Below are 20,246 nucleotides of genomic sequence, written 5' to 3'. Positions count from 1 at the left end.
GGCGCAGATGACGGTCATGGGCTTCGAGCTCGAGCAGCGCCGAGCCCTTGCGACCGACGAGCAGTGGTCGGGCACCGCGGCCGTCACCGGGTTCGCGCGGACGGCGGAGTTCTTCGACGACAGGACGGCGTACTCCCGATCGCCGTACAGCCTGCTCGATCCCGCCACCGCGGACGACGAGGTTGCCCCCGAACATCAGCTGGACACCGTGCGGAAGAGGACGGAACGCATGGCGGCCGAGTCATTCATTCCGTGGGGGCTCTTCGGCGACGGAACGGATCCCTCTGCCGAGGCCCGGCTCAACGGGACCGTCGTGGAGGCCACCCTACGTCGGAACACGGTGACCGGAACGCGCTTCCTCAGCGCGCGAGTCACCTGCATGGGGTTCGAGATCGATCTGGTCGCGGCGTGGGATCGCGACGAGCCCCCGACGCCCGGCTCAATCGTGGCAGCGGAGCTGTTCCTCATCGCGTCGATTGACTCACTGACGTTCGAGGGTGCCGCGTCCCGCCCCCCCCCCCCCCCCCCCCCCCCCCCCCCCCCCCCCCCCCCCCCCCCCCCCCCCCCCCCCCCCCCCCCCCCCCCCCCCCCCCCCCCCCCCCCCCCCCCCCCCCCCCCCCCCCCCCCCCCCCCCCCCCCCCCCCCCCCCCCCCCCCCCCCCCCCCCCCCCCCCCCCCCCCCCCCCCCCCCCCCCCCCCCCCCCCCCCCCCCCCCCCCCCCCCCCCCCCCCCCCCCCCCCCCCCCCCCCCCCCCCCCCCCCCCCCCCCCCCCCCCCCCCCCCCCCCCCCCCCCCCCCCCCCCCCCCCCCCCCCCCCCCCCCCCCCCCCCCCCCCCCCCCCCCCCCCCCCCCCCCCCCCCCCCCCCCCCCCCCCCCCCCCCCCCCCCCCCCCCCCCCCCCCCCCCCCCCCCCCCCCCCCCCCCCCCCCCCCCCCCCCCCCCCCCCCCCCCCCCCCCCCCCCCCCCCCCCCCCCCCCCCCCCCCCCCCCCCCCCCCCCCCCCCCCCCCCCCCCCCCCCCCCCCCCCCCCCCCCCCCCCCCCCCCCCCCCCCCCCCCCCCCGCCGACGCCCGCTGTTCGGATCGTAAGCAATAACCCGTGGATACCGAACGAACTCGATCGAGGTAGGCCCCTCAAGATGCCAGACCGCAAACGCCCACGGGCTACATCTCAGTGGTCCGCTCTGCCTGCAGCCCTCGCGTTGCTCGCGATGATCATTGCTCTTGTCCGGGCAATAATGGGGCATGTGCGCCTTGGTCATCGTTCGGTGGTATGTGGGTGCCTAGCGATCCGATCAGGGGCATACCTTCCAGGGGACTAGCCATGGTTCTCAGTGGTGTCACTCTCACCGTCACGCTTATCTGGGAACGGCCAGACGGAAAGCTGCGGACGATCACAGCTGATGATGAAGTCGTCAAGGTCACGAAGCGATGGATGGTGATTCGTGAGTCTCATCGCTAGTGGGCGTTGCCGCGACCCCGAACAGATGTGCTGCTGCTGACGAACTCGCCGGGAAGATCGTTGAGCTCGGCGATGGCGCCAGTAGCGATCCTCACTCGGGCTATTGCGCAGTCCCACGGAGTCCGACCATGGAGCCCTCTCGTCTTCGCCGCGCATCTCTGAGCTGACGTCCCGACGTCTAGGGAACCCACCGGGCATCGCGCATCGGCGATGCCCGGTGGGTTCGTCGTGAGGCTACCGCTCCCCGATCACCGTCAGCGTTCCAGTAGCCACGATGTGCGGGAGGATGTTGAAGGTGACGAACGCGGGAGTCGCTTCCTCGTCGAGTCCGAGCTCCTTGATGCTCGCGACATCCAGCGCGTAGACGGTGAAGGCGTAGTGGTGCGGGCCGCTGCCCACAGGCGGGGCCGACCCGATGAACTGCGCTGCGCGGGCGTCGTTCTTCACGGTCCAGGCCGGAGCCTCAGGCTGACCAAGGCCTGCCTGCAGTTCCCTGGTGGTCGCGGGGAGATCCGCGATCATCCAGTGCCAGAAGCCGGACGGCGTGGGGGCGTCGGGGTCGTGGACGGAGACGACGAAGCTTCGGGTCGACTCGGGCGCTCCGGTCCAGCTCAGCTGCGGGGAGCGGTCCTCTCCCCCGGGCACTCCGAACATGGCGGAATAGTGTGCTGCGCCGAATCGACCTCCCTCTTCGATGTCGGTGCTCGTCACCGCGAGCGTGCTGATCGGGCTTGAGGTGGTGGTCATGATGACTCCTTCTTGTGTCGTTGTGATGAGGGATCTGGGTCAGCGCCGAGATTCGTCGAGATCGGTGAGGACGACCTTGCCGATGACGCTCCCGCTCTCCACGAGCTCGTGAGCTCGTCGTAGGTTCTCGACGGTCCGACCGACCAGGACCGTCGTCGCGGTGCTGCGGATGAGGCCGGAATCGACGAGCTGGGCGACGTGGGAGAGGATCGCAGCCTGCCGGTCCATGTCTGCGGCGTGGTGCATCGACCGTGCGAACATGAACTCCCAATGCCAGGTCAACGCCTTCGACTTCAGCGTGACGACGTCGACGTGGGTCGGGTCATCGATGGCGACGATCTGCCCGAAGGGCTTCAGTACCGAGACGTAGGTCGGAAGCTGTCCGTGCGAGTTCGTGGTGAAGATCCAGTCGACCCCCTCCGGTGCAGCCTGGCCGAGTTGAGCGACGACGTCGCCGTGGTGATCGACCACATCGTGAGCGCCCAGGTCGCGCACCCACTTCGCGCTCTCCGGTCGCGACGCAGTCGCGATCACGTGGATCCCCGGGTACAGCGCTCGGACGAGCTGGATGACCATGGATCCGACGCCGCCGGCACCGCCGACCATGAGCAGGGTCCCCTCGCTGCTCGCCGTGAGGTGGAGTTTGTCGGCGAGTCCCTCGTAGGCGGTGAGCGCGGTCAACGGAAGCGCGGCCGCATCCGCGAAGGCCAGTGACTCCGGCTTCCTGGCCGCGATCCGCTCGTCCACGAGCTGAAGATCAGAATTGCTGCCGGGACGGTCGAGAGCCCCTGCGTAGTAGACCTCATCCCCTACGGAGAAACCCTGTACGTCCTCACCGACCCCGGTCACGATGCCCGCAGCATCGAAGCCGAGGATTCGGAACCCGTTCGTCGCGGGCGAGTGAGCCCGCACCTTCACGTCCACCGGGTTGACCGATGTCGCGCGGACGGAGACGAGCAGGTCACGGGGCCCCGGCGTGGGGGCCGCGATCCTGGCGGCGACGAAGCTGCGTTCATCGGAGGTCGGACCAGGATGCGTGAACCCGATGGCAGAAGTGAGCGTCTCAGATGTCATGACGACAGTCTCGAATCCACACGGTGGTTACCCGCAAGGGCACCGAGTTACCCGACGGTAACCACAGTCACCCCATTCCAGACCCTGGTACCCACTTGTAACCAGGTTCATTTCGGGAATCGCGTTCCTCGTCGTAACGTGATGGCGTGACAGCCGTGGATCACACCGACACCTGCGACCGAAATGACGTCTACGCCGCCGCATGCCCATGCCGCGAGATGCTCGATCTGCTCGCCAACAAGTGGTCGGCTCTGACCATCGGACTGCTGGAAGAGGGCCCGATGCGGTTTGGAGAGCTGAAACGCGAACTCCCCGGCGTGAGCCCCAAAGTGCTTTCCTCCACACTCAAACGACTAGAGGAAGCCGAGCTCCTCACTCGAACCGTCTATCCCGAAGTGCCCCTCAGGGTCGTCTACACACTCACCGAGAGGGGCGTCTCCGCTGCGGCTCCGCTGGCACACCTCCGCGAGTGGGTCAATGACAACGTCGGTCGTCACTGAATACACACTTTCCGGCTCCACCCCTCGCACGCTGGCCGGTGCCCTCGTCACGCCTTCGATGGCCGCTAACTGACGTCATGTCGCATGCGGTCCGACTCAGGCTGTGGCCGATGACACCCGGGGGGGGGAGAGACGGAATCCTCGGGCACATCGTCCGTGGCCTGGGGAAGCATGACCGGCGAGGCCATCGGGGGTCTGCCTGCTGCAGCGCACGCGAGGTACGCCTCGTACGGGTCGTCGGCTGAGGGGGCCGGGGGCTCTGTCGCTGCGCGCCGTCGGCGTTGCGACCACCAGCCTCCACGGGGGTATCGGAAGCCGGAATCCGGCGAGATCGTCAACCCCAGCATGCGTCCCGTGTACTTCGTGAGCGTCACGGGTTCTCGGCCTGCGCGCTGAGTGCGGTGAGGGCTTCGCGGTTGGTGCGGTAGATCGGTTCGTCGCTGATGAGTCCGAGGGTGCGCATCCGGTCGATGATCTGCTGACGGGGTCTGCTGTAGGCGATGGAGACGTGCCGGTCGGTGAGCCAGCGGGTGAGCGTCTCGAAGGTCTCGGCGCCCGTGACGTCGATGTCGGTGACGGCCTCGAGGTCGAGCACGACGTGGCGCACGTCGGGTGCGGTGGTCACGGCGCGTTGCACGGCGTCGCTGAAGACGGAGCCGTTGGCGAAGAAGAGGGGTGCGGCGAGCCGGATGACGACCACGCCGGGTGCGGTGGCGGTGCCGGCGGGTGCCGGGTCGAGCAGTGACGAGCCGGGTTCGCCATCGGGGGCGAGGACGTCGATGGCCGGGGTGGAGGCGCGTTTGGCGAGGTTGACGAGGGCGAGGACGAAGGCGATGACGATGCCGGGGATCGCCCCGATGAACAGGGTGGCGAGGAAGCAGACGGCGCCGATGACGAACTCGAACCGATCCTGCCGCCACAGTCGGCGGAACTCGCCTATGCCGAGGAGCGGGAGGATCGCGACGCCGACGACGGCGCCGATCGCGGGTGAGGGGATGTGCTCCAGCAGTCCGGTGCCGAAGACGAGGAGCAGCAGAGTGCCGACCGCGGCCACCAGGGAGGGCAGCTGGGTGCGCGACCCGGCCTGGTCCATGGCGGCCGTGCGCGACGTGGACGACCCGACGGCGAATCCGCCGGTGGCGCCCGAGGCGATGTTGCCGAGGCCGAAGGCAAGGAGGTCGCGGTTGGGTTGGGTGCGGTAGCCGCGTTTGTCGCCGTAGCTGCGGGCCACGAGCAGGCCTTCGGCCATGGTGACCATGGTGAGGGCGATCGCCGAGGGGACGAGCGCCAGCCAAGTTCCCCAGTCCAGGATCGGCCAGGTGAGGCTGGGTGGTCCTGCCTCGACGGGGCCGAGCACCGCGACCCCGCTCTGCTCCAGGCCCGTGGTGACCACGATCACGGTCGTGACTACGAGGACGAGAAGGGCCCAGGGGATCATCCGGGCGATGCGTCGACCGACGACGAGGACGGCGATCGAGGCGGCGGCGATGGCCACCGACCAGCCGTTGATCGCCCCCAGCCCGGTGATGAGGCCGGCGATCTTGTCGACGAACTCGCCGCCGGAGTCGATCTTCACGCCGAGCATCTTGGCGATCTGGCTGACGAGGATGTCGAGGGCGAGGCCGCCGACGAAGCCGACCAGGATGGGCTTGGAGAGGAAGCTCGCCAGGAAGCCGAGCTTGAACACCGAGGCCAGGACGAAGAGCACGCCGCTGATGATCGCCTGCGCGAACGCCATGATGGCGTAGTCGGCGCTGCCCGCTACCGCCAGCCCACCCACCGAGGAGGCGACGAGCGCGGCAGCGGCGGCGTCCGGTGAGGCGACGACCTGCCGGGAGGACACCACCAGGGCATAGACGACCGCTGGGACGACCAGAGCGTAGAGGCCCGCCGTGGGCGGTAGCCCGGCGATCTGTGCGTAGCCGATGTTCAGCGGCACGGCGATCGCGAGGAGTGTCACGCCGGCGAGGATCTCCCGGCCGGCGTTGCGCCAGGTGAGCCCGGCGAGGGGACGTGTCATGGGGTGGTCAGGGCTGCACGATGGTGAACCAGAGGGGGAAGTCGTCCAGCGAGGAGAAGAGCTGTTCGAGCGTGGCTCGGTCGCCCTCGACGTCGATGCCGTCGTCGGGGGAGGGCAGACCGTGGCGTCCGAAGAGCGCTTCGGCGAGCTTCGCCTTCGTCGAGGATGCTCGCGCGTCGACGGCGTCGAGCGGTGCGCCCGCGGTGTAGATCAGCACCCCGTTGCGCAGCTCGAGCAGGTAGTTTGCTGGACCGTCGGGTGCATCGGTGATGGTCCAGCCGATGGTGGCGTCGACGGTGGACACGGCAGGGCCGTTGAGCTTGATCCCCGCGTAGTCGAAGATCATCTCCGGCGTCATCGCGGCGAACACGTCGGGGGTGGCGAGCTCGACGCTGCCGAGGTCCCTCACTCCGTGGCGCAGCTCGAGTGCGGCGGCGAGATACTCGTTGCGCCACGTGCCGTTCTCGGACTGGTAGCCGAGCTGTTCGAGGGCGTCTGCCTGCAGCAGGGCGGCCTCCCGATGGTCGGGATGGGAGAACACCACGTGGGTGAGCACTTCGGCCACCCACCTGTAATCGCCGGCATCGAATGAGACGCGGGCCTTCTCGACGACCGCGTCGGGGCCGCCCATGAACTCGGTGTACCGTGCGCCGGCCTCCTCGGGAGGGAGCGCGTGGAGGTGTGCGGGGTGGGAGTCGTACCAGCCGAGGTAGCGCTGGTAGACCGCTTTGGCGTTGTGGTTGAGGCTGCCGTAGTAGCCGTGGCTGTACCACTGCTCGTCGAGACCGGGCGGCAGGGTCAGCTGCTCGGCGATCTCGACCATGGTGTAGCCGTGATTGGTCAGGCGCAGCACCTCGTCGTGGATGAACTTGTATAGGTCGCGCTGGTTCTCGACGTACTCCCGGATGTCGGCGTTGCCCCAGCGAGGCCACCCGTGCTGCCCGACGATCACGTCCATGCGGTCGCCGAACAGCTGGAGGGTCTCGTTCAGTGTCTTCCACCAGGTCGCGGCGTCGCGCACCTGCGCTCCGCGGAGAGTGAGGAGGTTGTGCATCAGGTGGTTGACGTCCTCCGCGGCGGCGAGCATCCGCAGTCCGGGGAAGTGGATGAGGAACTCCGCCGGCGCCTCGGTGCCCGGGGCCATCTGGAACACCATCTCGACTCCGTCGACGACCCGTCGCTCGCCGGTGGTCGTGATCAGGTCGGTGGGTGGCACCAGGGTGCTGCTCCCACCCACCGCCAGGCTGTTCGCCAGGCCCGCGTTGATCTGTCCGCGAGGACCGGGAGGCACCAGGGTGCCGTACATGTAGAAGCTGCGCCGGATGTCGGCGTTGCCGGCGTACACGTTCTCCGCTGCCGCTTCGTAGAGGAACCCCTCTGGCGCGATCACGGTGACGCCGTCCTGGCCCTCGACCACGACACGCGACCCGCCATAGTGGTCGGCGTGGCTGTGCGTGTAGATCAAGGCTTTCACGGGCCTGTCGCCGCGATGCTTCCGGTACAGCTCGAGCGCTGTTCGAGCGGTCTCGGTGAAACTCAACGGGTCGATGACGATGATGCCGCTGTCGCTCTCCACGATGGTCACGTTCGCGAGGTCGAGTCCGCGAACCTGGTAGACGCCCGGAACGACCTCGAACAGTCCGTGGTAGCGGTTCACTCGGGCGTGACGCCAGAGACTCGGGTGCACGGTATCGGGCGCGTCCTCGGACTCCGCGATGAAATCGTGGTCGGTGACGTCGTGGATCGGACGCCCGGCAGCGTTGAGGATCACGGGGTCGTCCAGGGTGGCGACGAAGCCACGCTGGGCGTCGTCGTAGTCCCGCCGGTCGGCCAGCGGCAGCGACCTCAGCGCCTCCGCATTCACGCGGGCCGTGTGCTCGGTCGCCGGCTTCGGGGCCAGCTCGTCGACATCAGTCATCGATCATCATCCTTCTGCTCAGAGGTTCGAACGCGACGGGCGGCGGTCAGCGCTGCCCGAGGTCGTGGATGAGCTCCTGCTCGTCCTCCTGCGACAGCGAGGTCTGCACCACGGTTCCGTTGTACGGGGCGAGCGCGGCGGCGAACTTGTCCTCGGTGAGCTTCACGGCGTAGACGACGACGGCCGACTTCCCCGCGGTGACGGTGGACTTGACCCGGTCTCGGAACTCCGCATCCAGGCCGGTCTTGTCCAGCCCGGCGAACAGAGCGCCGAACAGACCGCCGAAAACCAGGCCCGCGAAGGGCACGAAGAACAGGATGCCGATCAGCGTCCCGAATAGGGCCCCTCCGGCAGCGCCGACACCGATCTTCCCGACAGTTCCGGGGTATTCGACCTTGGTCTTGCCCTCGGCGTCGACCTTGACCAGGGCCAGGCCGGCAAGCTCGACGATCAGGTCGGACTGCAGTTGCTGGACCTGGTTGTAGGCGCCCTCGGCGTCCGTCTCGGAGTCGAATGCGATGACGATCAGATCGGCCATGATGTGTCCCTCCCACCGGGGTGTCCCGGGTGTTGCTGTCTGGTGACACCGATCCTCGTCGGCGGCCTGGTCAGCGTGCATCACCCTGAACGGGCGATGTGTCACGGCTGCTGCCGGACCTCCTGGATCTCCATGCCCATGTCCGCGATCCGGGCCAGTAGGCCGTGGAGTTCGCTCTGGTCCTGGACCGGGCCGATGAGCAGGGTGGAGGACGGCCCTACGGCGACGGCGTCCATCTCGGGAAAGGCCTCGGCGAGGATGTCGGACAGGGCGTGAGGAAGCCGGATCTCGTACTGCTTCGCAGTCATGGGTCCTCCCCGCGTCGACGTCCTGCCAGCGAGTCTGACCTCAGGGAGCGGGCCCCGCTTCACCCGGAAGGGGTGACGTTCAGAGGATTCCCTCGCGCCGGGCCCGGTCCACGGCGCCGCTTCGGTCGTTGACGTCGAGCTTGAGGTAGATCGACCTCAGGTGCGTCTTCACGGTGTTCACCGACAGGTGGTGCCGAGCCGCGATCGCCGCGATGCCGTGATGGGTGGGGAGATCCTGCAGCACGTCGAGTTCCCGGGCGGTGAGCGTCAGCGGAGGCGTGGAGCTGATCGCATCCGTCCACCCCGATGTCCTCTCCAGGATCAGCGCAGACCACGAGTCGGTGCGGCTCGCGGGCGGTGCCTCGGCGAGAAGCCGAGCCCCGGCGAAGGAGCGCGCCAGGAACGGCCGGATGGTGCGGTGGCGACGCGAACTGCTCACCGCCTTGGCGAGGTACCGGTGTCGCAGGCCGCCCTGGGCCAGCGAGGTGCTCTCGGCCAGCAGCAGCCACGCTCCCACGGGCGCGCCAGGATGCCACGCGCGGTGCGAGCGCTCGAGCGCAGCGAGGAGAGCAGCCGCAGTGGACTCGTCCCTGCCAGCCAGGATGTGACGAGCGAGATCGAGTTCGAGAGCGCCAGCACCGAGCACATCGGCGGCGAAGGCGGTCACGTCCTCGGCGGTGTCTCGGTCTCCGGCGGCGACGTAGTGGTCGACCAGTCGCAGCAGGGAGCAGCCGACCAACCTGGGATAGCGACGTCCCGAGTGACGCAGCAGCTCCGTCACGGTCTCCACGGCGCGGCCTGCATCGGCCGGTTCGTCAAGTCGCGGCAGCAGTCGCATCATCTGGGCAGGGACGCGTAGTCCTGTCGCGGCCGAGTTGCGGTCACCGGAGATCACCCGGCTCAGCTCGTCGTCATCGACGGGCAGGGCCTGCTGGTAGCGGCGCGCGGCTCGAACGATCGCCGCTCCGTCTCGCACCCGACCGAGCAGACCAGGCTGGGGCCGTTCCGCGAAGCTCGCCAGGTCGTCCTCGAGGACACGTGCACGGTCCCAGTCGCCGGAGCGGACGGCCACCGTCACCGCCAGCTCGGCGACCTGCAGGTACAACCATGCCAGCCCCGCCGATCTCGCACTCTCCGCGACCGCGTCCAGCAGACGGATGGCGTCCCGCGCGTTTCCAGCCCGCTCCTGCTCCCACGCCTCCGCCCCCAGGCACACCAGGTCCACCGGAAGGGATCGACGACGCATCTCCCGCGCCTCGCCGTCGTTCAACGGCACCAGCGGGCGGGACGCGCTCCCCGCGCCCGGGATGGGAGGGCGGAAGCGTTCCAGCGCGGCCAGGAGGACGTGCCAGGGGGAGTAGGCCGTCGCTGACGCTGCCGTCTCCGCAGCGTCGAACAGGTGACCGGCTCTGATCGCATCCGGGTAGGGGACCTCGATCAGCAGTCGCGTGACCAGAACGGACAGGGGCGGGTCTTCCCGGTCCGTGGCCTCCAGCAGACGAAGCACATCGTCTCGTTCTCCGGCCAGCACCAGATCGAGCGCGAATCTGTCGACGAAGGACGCCATCACGGTCTGGTCGCCAGTGCGAGCAGCATGGGAGAGTGCCTGCCCGGGCTCTCCGTGACGGGCGTACCAGCGCGCGGCCACACCGTGTGCCGTCAAGACGCGGGCCCGGTTCCGGCGTCTGGCCTCAGCCTGAAGCACCTCGAACACCACCGGATCGAATCGCACCCCATCGTCGTCGACGCTGATCATGGTGACGCGGTGAGCCAGACGCCACAGTCTCGACATCGCGTCCGCCCGCCCGGCCAGTTCACTCACCAGCGAGGCGGGCACCGAGCGGTCCACCGCCGCGTCCAGCAGCAGCTGCTCGTCATCCTCGTCACACCCGGCCAGGAGCTCGGCGGTCAGCATCTCGCCGATCGCGCGTCCGTCATGCACGAGACGAGCGAGCTGCTCCTCTCTGTTCGCGGCCTGCTCGAGCAGGGGCATCACCCAGGCGACCCCGGCGCACCAGCCGCCGAACCGGGTCTCCACGGCATCCAGCTGCGGCTCGGTCAACGTGAGCCTGTGCAGGCCGGCCACGGCGACGGTCTCCTCCCGAGTGAAGGCGAGATCCCCACTCCGCAATTCCCGCAGCAGGCCGCGCGCGGCCAAGGGGAGTGTGGATCGGACGGGAGCGTATCGACCCGCGACAACAATTCGGACCCGCTCCTGCGTCGCCGCAGCCGCAAGGAGCGCCTCAACACCCGAAGACGCTGCCGTGTGCGCGTCGTCCAGGAACAGGAACACCGGGTCGACATCCGCGGCCACATGCCCCCAGGACGAGGGCGGACCATCCACGGCGCGGACGTCGAAGCCCCCCGCTCGCAGCCGCGTCGTCCACTGCTGCAGGAGAACTGTCTTACCCGCTCCTGCAGGAGCCCACACCGCAGCGATCCGGGCCGATCCGACCACCAGATCGTGCAGAGGCGCCAGCAGCCTCGACCTCGCCAACAGGCTTCGCGATCCGACTTGACCGAACGGCGCCCCCGCCCTGTTCGCCACCATCCCCACCCCACTCGTCGCACACTCGTGACAACACTCGGGACACCCTCACCGTAGCAACGCCCGCAGCCGAACAGAAGCACCGACCAGACGTACCTCCACCAGATCGCCCGAACCGGGTGAGGCGAGCGATCTCAGCCGAGCCGACACTGGAGCCGCACTCCCAGATCGAGAGGAACGATGACAATGCGCGCGATCATCGGAGCAACCCTCCCGCTCGAGCCATTCACGGAAGACACTCAGGACGGAGACGACAGATGAGCGATCAGGAGTCCACGGGATTCACGGGCGGATTTCCCGATCCGGACACCATCGCATCCGCGTACGACGCCGCGGACCTCGCCCGGGCGGTGGTCTGCTACAAGCACTTCTTCCCGCTCGTCTCCGGTGCCCGCATCTTCACCGGGCAGGCCGAGGTGGGCGTGCAGGTCAATCGTGTCTTCGGCTACATGGACACCCGCCCGCAGCAGGCCGGGTTCACCCTCAACTCCGACACCCCCTACGCCGGCCCGCTTCTCGATCTGCGGGTGGGGCCGATGGTCGTCGAGGTGCCCGCCGGGGTGATCTTCGGTGCCGTGCTCAACTACGACCAGAGCTGGATCACCGACATGGGCATCCCTGGCCGCGACGGCGGCAAGGGAGGCCGGTACGTCATCCTGCCGCCCGGATACGACGGAGAGCTGCCCGACGGGTTCCATCTCGCTCAGGCTCAGTCGTTCAAGATCCTCGTGGGCCTGCGCGGCGTGCCCCTCCACGGCGACGTCGCCGCCGCGATCGAGCTGCTGAAGACCGTGCGCGTGCATCCTCTGGCGGAGGACGTGCATTGGGATGAGCCGGAGTGGCTCGACATGTCGGGCGCCCCGCAGGACACCTCGGCGGTGCCTGTGGAGGCGGGCTTCGACTTCTGGGAGACCCTGCACGAGGCGCTGCAGGACGAGCCGCCGCGGGCGGGCGACGTCGCCTACGAGGGCGAGCTCGCCGCGCTCGGCATCGAACGGGGCAAGCCTTTCGCGCCCGACGACCGCGCCCGGGAACTGCTCACCCGCGCCGCGGTCGAGGCCGACGCGCAGATGCGGGTGCAGTCCCTGGCCGACCGTCGACCGGACCGGGTTGTCTGGGACGACCGCCAGTGGGAGTGGGTGACCCTGCGTCCGGAGAACGCCGACTTCCTGATCGACGGCCACGTCGACGTGGATGCGCGCGACACCTGGTTCTTCCAGGCCATCGCCACGTCACCGGCGATGTTCCGCCGCCGCGCCGGTGGCGGCTCCCTCTACTGGTTCACAGCCCACGATCGCGAGGGCGAGTACCTCGACGGAGCGCGCGACTACACCTTGACCGTGCCGCTCCCGGCCCCGGCCGCGCTGTTCTGGTCGGTCACCGTCTACGACGCCCTCACCCGCAGCCAGATCCTCACCGACCAGAACCTCGCAGCGCTCCGCTCCCTGTTCGAACTCACTGCCGCGCCCGACGCGACGGAGATCACGCTGCGCTTCGGCCCCGAGCAACCCGCTGATGGGCCGGATCGCTGGATCAAGACCATCCCGGGGCGCGGCTGGTTCGCCTACCTGCGCCTCTACGGCCCCACCGAGCCGGCCTTCGACGGAACCTGGCGCCCCGGCGATGTCACCGCCGGATGACCCCCAACCCAACCCCCGGCCTTCCGGCTTCTCATCGACGCGCACTCAAGCTCTCTCGACGATTCAACGGGGCGGCCTCCAGGCCGTGGACGGCATCGCCGTCGACGGCGATCGCGACAGCCTCGAACAGCTCTTCGCGTCTCTGCAGGAGTTCACCCTCTGGTTCGACATCGTGCAACCCTGACTCGGGACACGTCACCTGGCGATAACTCGACCTGATGAACCTCCCGCAATCAAGCCGATGATGTTCCGTATGTCAACAGTCACGCCCGAGGCCGCTGTGACGACGCGTGGGTTCGCCGAGCACATCACGTGGAACTCACCCAGCTACACCGTGGACCTACTGGCAGTCCTAGCCCGCTGGCTCCAGATTCGGTGAGAGCTGGTCTGGCTGGAGAACGCCGCGGGATTCAAGGCCGAACCCGTCGCAGACCAGCCGAGCTCAACGAGCTGAAGATGCGTCGGACCCTTTGCGCGAGCACCCCTGTGTTCTCAACGTCTCAGAGTGTCGCGCGGGTACTCGCCGTAGGAGCTGAGGTAGGCAGACGCGAAGCGTGACATGTGGCCGAATCCGACCGCTCGGGCGATGTTCTCCACGCTCGCGGTGGCCGGGTCGGCGGCGAGGAGCTTCTCGCGTGCCAGAGCCAGCCGGGCGCTTCGCAGGTAGGCGGTCGGGGTCACTCCCAGCTGCGATCGAAACGCCTCCTGCAGGGCCCGCTCGGAGAGGCCGGCCGCGGCGGCGATGTCGTTGACGGCTATCGGCTCGTGAGCGTGGTCATCGACGAACGCGATCGCGCGTCGCAGGGTCGCCGTGGTGGGGTGCGTGTCGCCGCTCGCGTCCTGCCAGTTGTTCGGGAAGCAGCGGATCACGGTCGCGGCGACCAGGTCGGACAGTGCCTTGGCGATCATCGGATCGTCGACGAGACCGCCCCACATCGCGGTCTCCACCGTCTGGAGCGTGGATCGCCACAGCTTGTCGTGGGCTTCGGAGTGCGGCGCTGTCCCGGTGAAGCGCAGTGGCCCTCCGGTCGTGTGGCCGGCGGTGCGGTCGAGGAAGTCGACCAGCGTCTTCTGGCTGATCATGACCGCCTGTGCCGTGGTGTGGTCGTAGGTGCCGCGCAGTCCTTCGGGGAGGAGGAAGGGGCGGTCGGAGTCGATGGTGTCGCGCCCGAGCGTCATCTCACCCTTCATGTGCGCGACAGTGAACGCATATCCGACCGAGCTCTCCACGAAACCGTGGGTGGGCCGACCGGCGATCATGTAGTCCAGGAAGGTCAGGCCCTGCGGGCTGACGAAGGTGTCGAAGTCGCAGCGGAACTCCTCCCCGTGCCCGCTGCCGATCGTGGTGCCGGGGAAGAACTGGTCGATCGTCTCGACAGCCTCATCGGTATCGTGCGCTGACACGCTGACGGTGTGCATTGGAGCCTCTCCCTTCCCCTGGCTTCACGCCGTTCCTGCGCCTACGAGGCCGAGAATCCGCTGGCGGCGATGGGGTTATGGTGCGCAACCGGCCTCGGCGCATTCTGGCCCGGCTCCTCGATGAGCTGCAGCCCGCCGGGCTTGTTGGCCTCGAGCATCATCGCGTCGACCCATTCCGGGTTCACGGCGGGCTTCCTGTGCCCGTAGTACTTGAAGACGACGTCCGAGAGCGGGTGAATCCACACGGTGGTGCGGCCGTCGCCGGCGTCGGGGCTGTCGCGCCAGCTGAAGAGCATGGATTCGCCCCGGCGCAGCTTCGCGCCGATCACGACCTGGATGTGAGCGAGGACCCGATCGTCGAACTCCACGGCTATGTGAGAGCCGCACAGGAACTTACCCATGGCGGCCACGATTCCGCGGAAATCGGATCGTCGTCAACGCCCTGTGGCTAAGAGCGGTCGCGGTCTATGTTGCTTCCAGCATTCCGGATCAAGACTCTCTCCATGGGGAACGAAGCGCGGCCTCTCGATCCACAAGACGTCTCCGAGGGCGAACAGACGGCCCTGAAACGCCTCGAGTACGGCCCGCTGGATGTGCCCCCAGCCGACGACATCTGACGTCGCGCATCCGCCCAGGAGCAGGACACAGAATCCGACTTTCAGACCTGCTCTTGTCGCGGCGTCGCCTCTGCGATGGGACCTTCGAACCGCAGACGCGGTTCGACATTGGTCTTCTCGCCGCGACTTCACGGCCCGACGTACTCGCCGCGGGGACGCAGCCGCATCGCGGGCTCGGCGTATTCGGCGGCGATGTGGGCGATCCATCCGGCCGTGCGCCCGATGACGAAGACCGTGGCCGCGGTGTCCTCGGGAAGCCGGGCCGCCGAGGCGAGGGCTGCCAGCGCCAGGTCGACGTTCGGCGCCAGGCGGGCGCGGTCGGCGACGGTCTGCTGGAGCCGGCGCACGGCATCCATCGTCCCCTCGCCGTCGGGCAGGGTGGCGAGAACCGCTGTACAGATTGTTGAAGCAGGCGGTCCAGCCGTTCTCCCTCTGCACGAACAGGCTTCGGCGCAGCTCGGTCGTCAGCGGCGGCAGCAACTCCAGGGCGTCGCGCAGGTTCGGCAGGCCATGAGCCGAGCGGTCGGCGTACTTCCCGAGGCCCCGCATCCACGCGCCGAACTCGTCAGCGACCCTGTCGACATCGGCCCGGATGAAGCCGATCTGCCTGGTGATGGGCGCGTACTCCTCGTCAAGAAGCGTCCTCACCCTGTCCACCCTCCCCGCCTGATCGGTTGAACGGTACCCCTGCGGCTGTGATCTCGGCCACCGGGAGTGAGCGACCGATGCGCGCGCAGCCGAAGGAGACTCGCGGGTATCGCCCGGTAGTCGGGAGGCCGCAGGAACGAGTACGGGGACAGGCCTTGGGGCTGGATGGGCCGCCACGACTTCAGCGTCGTCCGCCGATGCGCCGCCAGCTGGCGGTCCAGGTGTCCGACGATGAGATATCGGCGCCGGAACCGGCCGCACGTCAGGTGCGCCCCGTGGAGCGCCGCCACAGCCACCAGTGTCCCCAGCTCCTGCAACGGCGTCATCACGCGACCATCACCGACGCGGGTGGAACCGAGGCACTCGACCCCGGCGACGGAACCGAACTCGACGGCAGGGATCTCGCCCCGGCCTCCGTAGACGGTCATCGGCAGAGCGGCGGGATCTCTCGGTTGGACGAGGAGCGAGAGCTGGGGTGTCCCGCTAGTGCCCTCGTCGACGAGATGGATGTCCGCACTCTCTCCCAGGTCGGTGGCGAGGTACTGGGCGAGGGCCTGGAGACTGTCCACAACGTTCCGATCTCACATGCAGGGAGGGGCGTTGAGGACCTGGCGGGTCTTCGACGTACTTCGAACACTAGAGCCACACCGGGCGTGCCGCCTGAATGCAGTGGAGACGAACGGTCGAGACCTCACTCGAGGAACTCGAGCAGGGCCTCGGCGAGCAGTTCCGGCTGTTCGTCCGGGATGACGTGGCCCGACTCCGGGATCACGACGCTCCGGGCATCGTCGGCGTGCGGGCGGACCGGGGCTGCCATGTCTGCGATGCTCGTCTTCGGGGAATGCGGGTACGCGGATGCGTCCCTCGACACCCTCGGCACGGCGATGAGCGGCAAGGTCACGGCCGTCTGCGCGACGTCGGCCGCGATCCTCGGTCGGCTTCAGCGCGAGTCGCGGCGACGGCTCGCGACCCCCTCGAGCAAGCGGCCGAGCAGCTCGATCGTCTCGTCCGTCGTCGACGAGATCTGCGAGCGCTGAGCAGCGTCGGCCAGCAGGTCGGTCCACTCAGCCCGGAGCCGCGCGAGGTTCTCCCCCGCCTCCCGGGTGGGGTGGAGCTCGATCACACGTCCGTCGGCGCTTCCCGCGCGCTTCTCGACCAGCCCCCTCCCGGCGAGCGAGGACACCAGGGTGCTCAGGTTGCTGCGCTGGAAGCCCGTGGCCGAGGCGACCTCCCCCAGCGTCGATCCCGGGTTCCGGTCGACGAAGCGCATCACGGCGGCCTCCGCGCTGGTGAGCGGCACGATCCGCCGATCGCGGTACCCCGGCCCCTGGATCTCCCGGGCCAAGGTGAGCACGAGGTCGGCCAGGTCCGCCCAGTCCTGGGAACCCGCATCGTCGTCCATGGACCCCATCCTAGTCACTTATGTGTATAGAACCATATACAATTGCTCGGTGACCTCTCCGCCCACCGACCTCACCTCCGTTCGTCACCGCTCCGTCACGCCAGGGCTGCTCGTCGTGCTCGCGCTGCTGTCGGCGATCGCCCCGTTCGCCACCGACCTCTACCTGCCCTCCTTCCCTCAGATGACGAGCGAGCTCTCGGCATCCGCCACGGAGGTGCAGCTGTCGCTCACCGCCTTCCTCGTGGGCGTCGCCGTCGGTCAGTTGATCTTCGGCCCGCTCTCCGACCGGTTCGGGCGGATGCGGCCCCTCGTCATCGGCGCCGTCGTCTGCCTCCTGGCCAGCGTGGTGACCGCGCTGGCCCCGACGATCGGCGTGCTGGTGGCGGCGCGGCTCGTGCAGGGTTGCGCGGGAGCCGCGGGCATGGTGATCGGACGCGCCGTCATCTCGGACCTCGCGCGGGGTGTCGCGGCGGCCCGCGCCTTCAGCCTCATGATGATCGTCGGCGGGGTGGCACCGATCATCGCGCCTCTGCTCGGGAGCGTGTTCAGCACGACGATCGGGTGGCGCGGTTCGATGTGGTTCATCACGGCGCTCGTGCTGGTGATGCTCGTGTCGGTGCTCGTCGTCGTGAGGGAGACCCACACGGCGGAACGACGTGCGGCGGCACGCGAGGCCCGGACCGGCGGGGGCGCGATCCGAGAGCTGGCTCAGCGCGCCTTCATCGGCAACGTGGTGGCGTTCGCCTTCGGGTTCGCCGTGATGATGGCGTACATCTCCGCGTCGCCGTTCGTCTACCAGACGATGATCGGGCTGACACCCGTGCAGTACGCGATCGCGTTCGGAATCAACGCCATCGGACTGGTGTCGGTGAGCGCGCTCTCGGCGCGGCTCGCCCGGACCGTGCCCGTGCAGCGGCTCCTCGGCATCGGGCTCGCCCTGATCCTCGTCGCCACCCTGGCGCTGCTCGCACTCGTGCTGACCTCGGCACCTCTGTGGCTGCTGGCCCTGCCGATCTTCGTCGCCGTGGCCAGCCTCGGTCTCGTGATGGGCAACGCCACAGCGGGGGCCCTCTCCGCCGTGCGCACGACCGCAGGCCTCGGATCAGCCCTGCTCGGCGCGCTCCAGTTCGGGGTCGGAGCCCTCGTGTCCCCCCTCGTCAGCGTCGCCGGCGAGACCAGCGCCCTCCCGCTCGCCGTCATCATGGCGACCTGCGCCGTCATCGCCACGCTGGGCTACCTCGCCGCGCGGCCCCGCACCCCACGAACGGGCGCCGCGGCGAGGCCCTGATCACCCCGGCCGAGGAACCTCTCGTTGCGTCGAATCCGCCGACGCTGACCCGATCGTCAGAGCGGGGCGCCTGTGTCTGCGAGGGGAAGCGCTGCCGTGACGGCCGTGCCGACGCCGAGGCGGCTGTCGACCACGACGCTCCCGCCGAGGCCGTTGATCCGGAGTTCGTGCGATGCGAGACCGACGTGGCCGGCCCGGATCGCAGCGCTCGAGGTCGACGGACCGACCGTGAAGCCGTGGCCGTCGTCTGTGACGGACAAGACGATGAGCTGGTCCCGCCGAGCGAGTGCGACGTCTATCCGACCCGCTTCGGCGTGACGTTGAGCGTTGGCGACGAACTCCCGGCACGCGCCGAACAGTGCGGCTTCTCTCTCGGACCCGAGAGGCGGCACGGGCTCGACCGTGGCGAACACCGGGACCGTTCCGCGCGAGGTCGCCGTGCGGGCGAGCTCCTCCACGGCTGCGGCGAGGCCGAGCTCCGCGAGGACCTGCGGGTGCAGGCTCTGGACGGTGCCTCGCAACCGGGCCGTCGTCTCCTCCAGCAGGTGATCCGCCGTGGCTATGAGGGCGGTCTCCGTTGACGTGTCACCGATCTGCTCGAGCAGGCGGCGGACCGCGATCACGTCCTGCAGCGGCCCGTCGTGCAGCTCGTCCGCCAGTCGGGTGCCGGCCCGATGGTCGGCGGCGAGCACCTGGGCGACGAGGCGCGAGTGCTCGCTCTGCGCTGCGGTGTCGGTGCGGGCGCGATGGGCGAGCACGAGCGACAGCGCCGTCGTGGTCAGGGCCATCCAGGTCAGCAGGAGGAAGTGCATCCACACGATCCCGGGCTGTGCAGGTCCGCCCCGTACCGCGAGGTTCTCCAACCAGACCGCGGCGTAGCCGCCCGCCACGAGCCCGCCCACGACCGCGGTGAGCGCCGGCCGATAGTAGAACACCGAGAAGACCGGGTAGAGGTAGAACACCGGCGTAATGAAGGACGTCGCCCCGGCCGAGCTCAGCGCCATCGCGATGAACATCCCCAGATCGACGAGGATGCTCGCCGTTCCTGCCCAGGACGGCACGGGACGCCACACGGACCACCCCACGGTGAACAGACCCCAGATCGCGAACACCGACACCCAGATCGCGAACGCGGTAGCGCCGGCATCTCCGGAATCGGCGAGGAACACCGCGAGCACGATCAGCGGAGCCAGGAGCGCCACGCGCAGCAGCGCCGTGACCCGATGGACGGATCCCAGGATGCGCGCGCCGAGGGAGAGGGACCCGCCGTTCGGGCGAGGACCGACGGACGTCATCGCAGCAGGCCCAACCGCATCGCCTCGGCGATCGCTGCTCCACGGCTGCCGACACCGAGCTTCTCGTAGAGCCGCCGGAGATAGGTCTTGACGGTGGACGTGGAGAGGTGCATCGCTCGGGCGATCTCAGGCGCCGATCGCCCCGCCGCTGCCGCCGCGAGGATGTCGCGCTCCCGTGGGCTCAGCGTGACCGCCGCCGGCGCAGTCCTGCGCTGCCGTATCTGGTCGAGCACGTCGCCGACGAGCTCAGGCGGGAGCACATCGGCGCCGGCGGCGACCGTGCGGATGGCGGCGATCAGGGTGTCGCGGTCGGCGTCCTTGGAGAGGAACCCCGCCGCGCCGTTCTCGAGGCACCGGAACACGATGGCGGGCTCGGCATAGGCGGAGAGCACGATCACCCGCGTCGGCAGCTTCTCCTCCGCGACCGCCAGCGCGAGGGCCGCTCCGTCCAGCCCGGGCATGCGGAAGTCGGAGAGCGCCACCTGAGGCGTGGTGGCGCGGATCGCGTCGAGCAGCTGCGTGCCGTCGTCGACCTCCGCGACGACGTCGACGACCTGCGACGCCATCAGCAGGTGGACGAGGCCGGCTCGCACGACAGGGTGGTCGTCGCCGACGGCGACCGTGATCTTCACACTCGCCCCCGGCCTGGGCGCATCGGCCCTCGAGGACCATCATCATCGCTCACCGGTCGTGGATCAAACGTCTGCGCCGTGGTCGGGCGGATCGGACGACAGAGGATGTCGTCCGATCGGATGACGCCCGGACGCCCGGCAGACACGAGGGCATGGGACCCCTATCGTCGAGCCGGAGCGCGCGGACAGCGGCTCC

Annotated in this window: 18 protein-coding genes; 4 read left to right on the top strand and 14 right to left on the bottom strand. The window is 69.1% G+C overall.

Annotated features, from left to right (window positions below):
* Positions 1-1,690: 1,690 nt before the first annotated feature.
* On the bottom strand, positions 1,691-2,203 hold the full coding sequence (locus IEX69_RS12655) for a YbhB/YbcL family Raf kinase inhibitor-like protein (protein ID WP_085017695.1): 513 nt from the start codon (positions 2,201-2,203) through the stop codon (positions 1,691-1,693).
* 39 nt (positions 2,204-2,242) lie between these two features.
* Positions 2,243-3,277, bottom strand: coding sequence for a zinc-binding alcohol dehydrogenase family protein (locus IEX69_RS12650; RefSeq protein WP_085017694.1), 1,035 nt, complete (start codon positions 3,275-3,277; stop codon positions 2,243-2,245).
* Between the two features lie 146 nt (positions 3,278-3,423).
* Between IEX69_RS12650 and IEX69_RS12645 the strand changes: the two genes are divergently transcribed.
* A complete protein-coding gene (locus tag IEX69_RS12645; protein ID WP_229756341.1) occupies positions 3,424-3,777 on the top strand; it encodes a winged helix-turn-helix transcriptional regulator in 354 nt (117 codons plus the stop codon).
* A 370-nt stretch (positions 3,778-4,147) separates the two neighbouring features.
* Here IEX69_RS12645 and IEX69_RS12640 read toward each other — a convergent pair whose 3' ends face one another.
* From IEX69_RS12640 to IEX69_RS12620, 5 genes are all read right to left on the bottom strand, one after another.
* Positions 4,148-5,797: a SulP family inorganic anion transporter gene (locus IEX69_RS12640; RefSeq protein WP_085017692.1), complete on the bottom strand. Its 1,650-nt coding sequence runs from the start codon at positions 5,795-5,797 to the stop codon at positions 4,148-4,150.
* Between the two features lie 7 nt (positions 5,798-5,804).
* Positions 5,805-7,715, bottom strand: a complete 1,911-nt coding sequence (locus IEX69_RS12635; RefSeq protein ID WP_085017691.1) for an alkyl/aryl-sulfatase — start codon at positions 7,713-7,715, stop codon at positions 5,805-5,807.
* Positions 7,716-7,761: 46 nt separating this feature from the next.
* Entirely contained in the window at positions 7,762-8,253 is a 492-nt protein-coding gene (locus IEX69_RS12630; RefSeq protein WP_085017690.1) for a DUF1269 domain-containing protein, read from the bottom strand.
* Positions 8,254-8,354: 101 nt separating this feature from the next.
* A complete protein-coding gene (locus IEX69_RS12625) occupies positions 8,355-8,561 on the bottom strand; it encodes a DUF8691 family protein (RefSeq protein WP_085017689.1) in 207 nt (68 codons plus the stop codon).
* Positions 8,562-8,640: 79 nt separating this feature from the next.
* The gene (locus IEX69_RS12620; RefSeq protein WP_188760952.1) at positions 8,641-10,647 is read right to left on the bottom strand and encodes a LuxR C-terminal-related transcriptional regulator; all 2,007 of its coding nucleotides are present in this window, start codon (positions 10,645-10,647) and stop codon (positions 8,641-8,643) included.
* Between the two features lie 719 nt (positions 10,648-11,366).
* Here IEX69_RS12620 and IEX69_RS12615 point away from each other — a divergent pair.
* Positions 11,367-12,749, top strand: coding sequence for a DUF1254 domain-containing protein (locus IEX69_RS12615; protein ID WP_188760950.1), 1,383 nt, complete (start codon positions 11,367-11,369; stop codon positions 12,747-12,749).
* A gap of 85 nt (positions 12,750-12,834) precedes the next feature.
* Positions 12,835-12,933, top strand: coding sequence for an alkyl sulfatase C-terminal domain-containing protein (locus IEX69_RS21145; RefSeq protein WP_276328901.1), 99 nt, complete (start codon positions 12,835-12,837; stop codon positions 12,931-12,933).
* A 308-nt stretch (positions 12,934-13,241) separates the two neighbouring features.
* On the opposite strand, the gene IEX69_RS12610 is transcribed toward IEX69_RS21145, so the two are convergent.
* The 5 genes from IEX69_RS12610 to IEX69_RS12595 form a co-directional block, all read right to left on the bottom strand.
* Positions 13,242-14,153, bottom strand: coding sequence for a helix-turn-helix domain-containing protein (locus IEX69_RS12610; RefSeq protein WP_174604353.1), 912 nt, complete (start codon positions 14,151-14,153; stop codon positions 13,242-13,244).
* A gap of 56 nt (positions 14,154-14,209) precedes the next feature.
* The gene (locus tag IEX69_RS12605) at positions 14,210-14,569 is read right to left on the bottom strand and encodes a DUF7882 family protein (RefSeq protein ID WP_085017684.1); all 360 of its coding nucleotides are present in this window, start codon (positions 14,567-14,569) and stop codon (positions 14,210-14,212) included.
* Between the two features lie 344 nt (positions 14,570-14,913).
* Positions 14,914-15,162 (bottom strand): citrate/2-methylcitrate synthase, encoded by a 249-nt coding sequence (locus IEX69_RS12600; protein ID WP_338027673.1) that lies wholly within the window; start codon positions 15,160-15,162, stop codon positions 14,914-14,916.
* A gap of 962 nt (positions 15,163-16,124) precedes the next feature.
* Positions 16,125-16,250, bottom strand: coding sequence for a hypothetical protein (locus IEX69_RS21110; RefSeq protein ID WP_268235400.1), 126 nt, complete (start codon positions 16,248-16,250; stop codon positions 16,125-16,127).
* Positions 16,251-16,373: 123 nt separating this feature from the next.
* Entirely contained in the window at positions 16,374-16,835 is a 462-nt protein-coding gene (locus tag IEX69_RS12595) for a MarR family winged helix-turn-helix transcriptional regulator (protein WP_174604352.1), read from the bottom strand.
* Between the two features lie 49 nt (positions 16,836-16,884).
* Between IEX69_RS12595 and IEX69_RS12590 the strand changes: the two genes are divergently transcribed.
* Positions 16,885-18,123: a multidrug effflux MFS transporter gene (locus IEX69_RS12590; RefSeq protein ID WP_229756340.1), complete on the top strand. Its 1,239-nt coding sequence runs from the start codon at positions 16,885-16,887 to the stop codon at positions 18,121-18,123.
* 56 nt (positions 18,124-18,179) lie between these two features.
* Here the strand turns inward: IEX69_RS12590 and IEX69_RS12585 are convergent, their stop codons facing one another.
* Positions 18,180-19,418 carry a sensor histidine kinase gene (locus IEX69_RS12585; protein WP_085017678.1) on the bottom strand — a complete coding sequence of 413 codons (1,239 nt, stop codon included), beginning with the start codon at positions 19,416-19,418 and terminating at the stop codon, positions 18,180-18,182.
* Positions 19,415-20,050: a response regulator transcription factor gene (locus IEX69_RS12580; protein WP_229756339.1), complete on the bottom strand. Its 636-nt coding sequence runs from the start codon at positions 20,048-20,050 to the stop codon at positions 19,415-19,417. The genes IEX69_RS12585 and IEX69_RS12580 overlap by 4 nt, the downstream gene beginning before the upstream one ends.
* Between the last annotated feature and the right edge of the window lie 196 nt (positions 20,051-20,246).

The sequence above is a fragment of the Cnuibacter physcomitrellae genome (assembly GCF_014640535.1).
GTDB lineage: Bacteria > Actinomycetota > Actinomycetes > Actinomycetales > Microbacteriaceae > Cnuibacter > Cnuibacter physcomitrellae.
This window is presented reverse-complemented; position numbering and strand designations above follow the sequence as displayed.

What these genes read in the sequence shown, in the direction of transcription:
- IEX69_RS12655 (WP_085017695.1), bottom strand. Translation starts at nt 2,203, where the DNA reads ATGACCACCACCTCAAGCCCGATCAGCACGCTCGCGGTGACGAGCACC.
- IEX69_RS12650 (WP_085017694.1), bottom strand. Translation starts at nt 3,277, where the DNA reads ATGACATCTGAGACGCTCACTTCTGCCATCGGGTTCACGCATCCTGGT.
- IEX69_RS12640 (WP_085017692.1), bottom strand. Translation starts at nt 5,797, where the DNA reads ATGACACGTCCCCTCGCCGGGCTCACCTGGCGCAACGCCGGCCGGGAG.
- IEX69_RS12635 (WP_085017691.1), bottom strand. Translation starts at nt 7,715, where the DNA reads ATGACTGATGTCGACGAGCTGGCCCCGAAGCCGGCGACCGAGCACACG.
- IEX69_RS12630 (WP_085017690.1), bottom strand. Translation starts at nt 8,253, where the DNA reads ATGGCCGATCTGATCGTCATCGCATTCGACTCCGAGACGGACGCCGAG.
- IEX69_RS12625 (WP_085017689.1), bottom strand. Translation starts at nt 8,561, where the DNA reads ATGACTGCGAAGCAGTACGAGATCCGGCTTCCTCACGCCCTGTCCGAC.
- IEX69_RS12615 (WP_188760950.1), top strand. Translation starts at nt 11,367, where the DNA reads ATGAGCGATCAGGAGTCCACGGGATTCACGGGCGGATTTCCCGATCCG.
- IEX69_RS12605 (WP_085017684.1), bottom strand. Translation starts at nt 14,569, where the DNA reads ATGGGTAAGTTCCTGTGCGGCTCTCACATAGCCGTGGAGTTCGACGAT.
- IEX69_RS21110 (WP_268235400.1), bottom strand. Translation starts at nt 16,250, where the DNA reads ATGGCAGCCCCGGTCCGCCCGCACGCCGACGATGCCCGGAGCGTCGTG.
- IEX69_RS12595 (WP_174604352.1), bottom strand. Translation starts at nt 16,835, where the DNA reads ATGGACGACGATGCGGGTTCCCAGGACTGGGCGGACCTGGCCGACCTC.
- IEX69_RS12585 (WP_085017678.1), bottom strand. Translation starts at nt 19,418, where the DNA reads ATGACGTCCGTCGGTCCTCGCCCGAACGGCGGGTCCCTCTCCCTCGGC.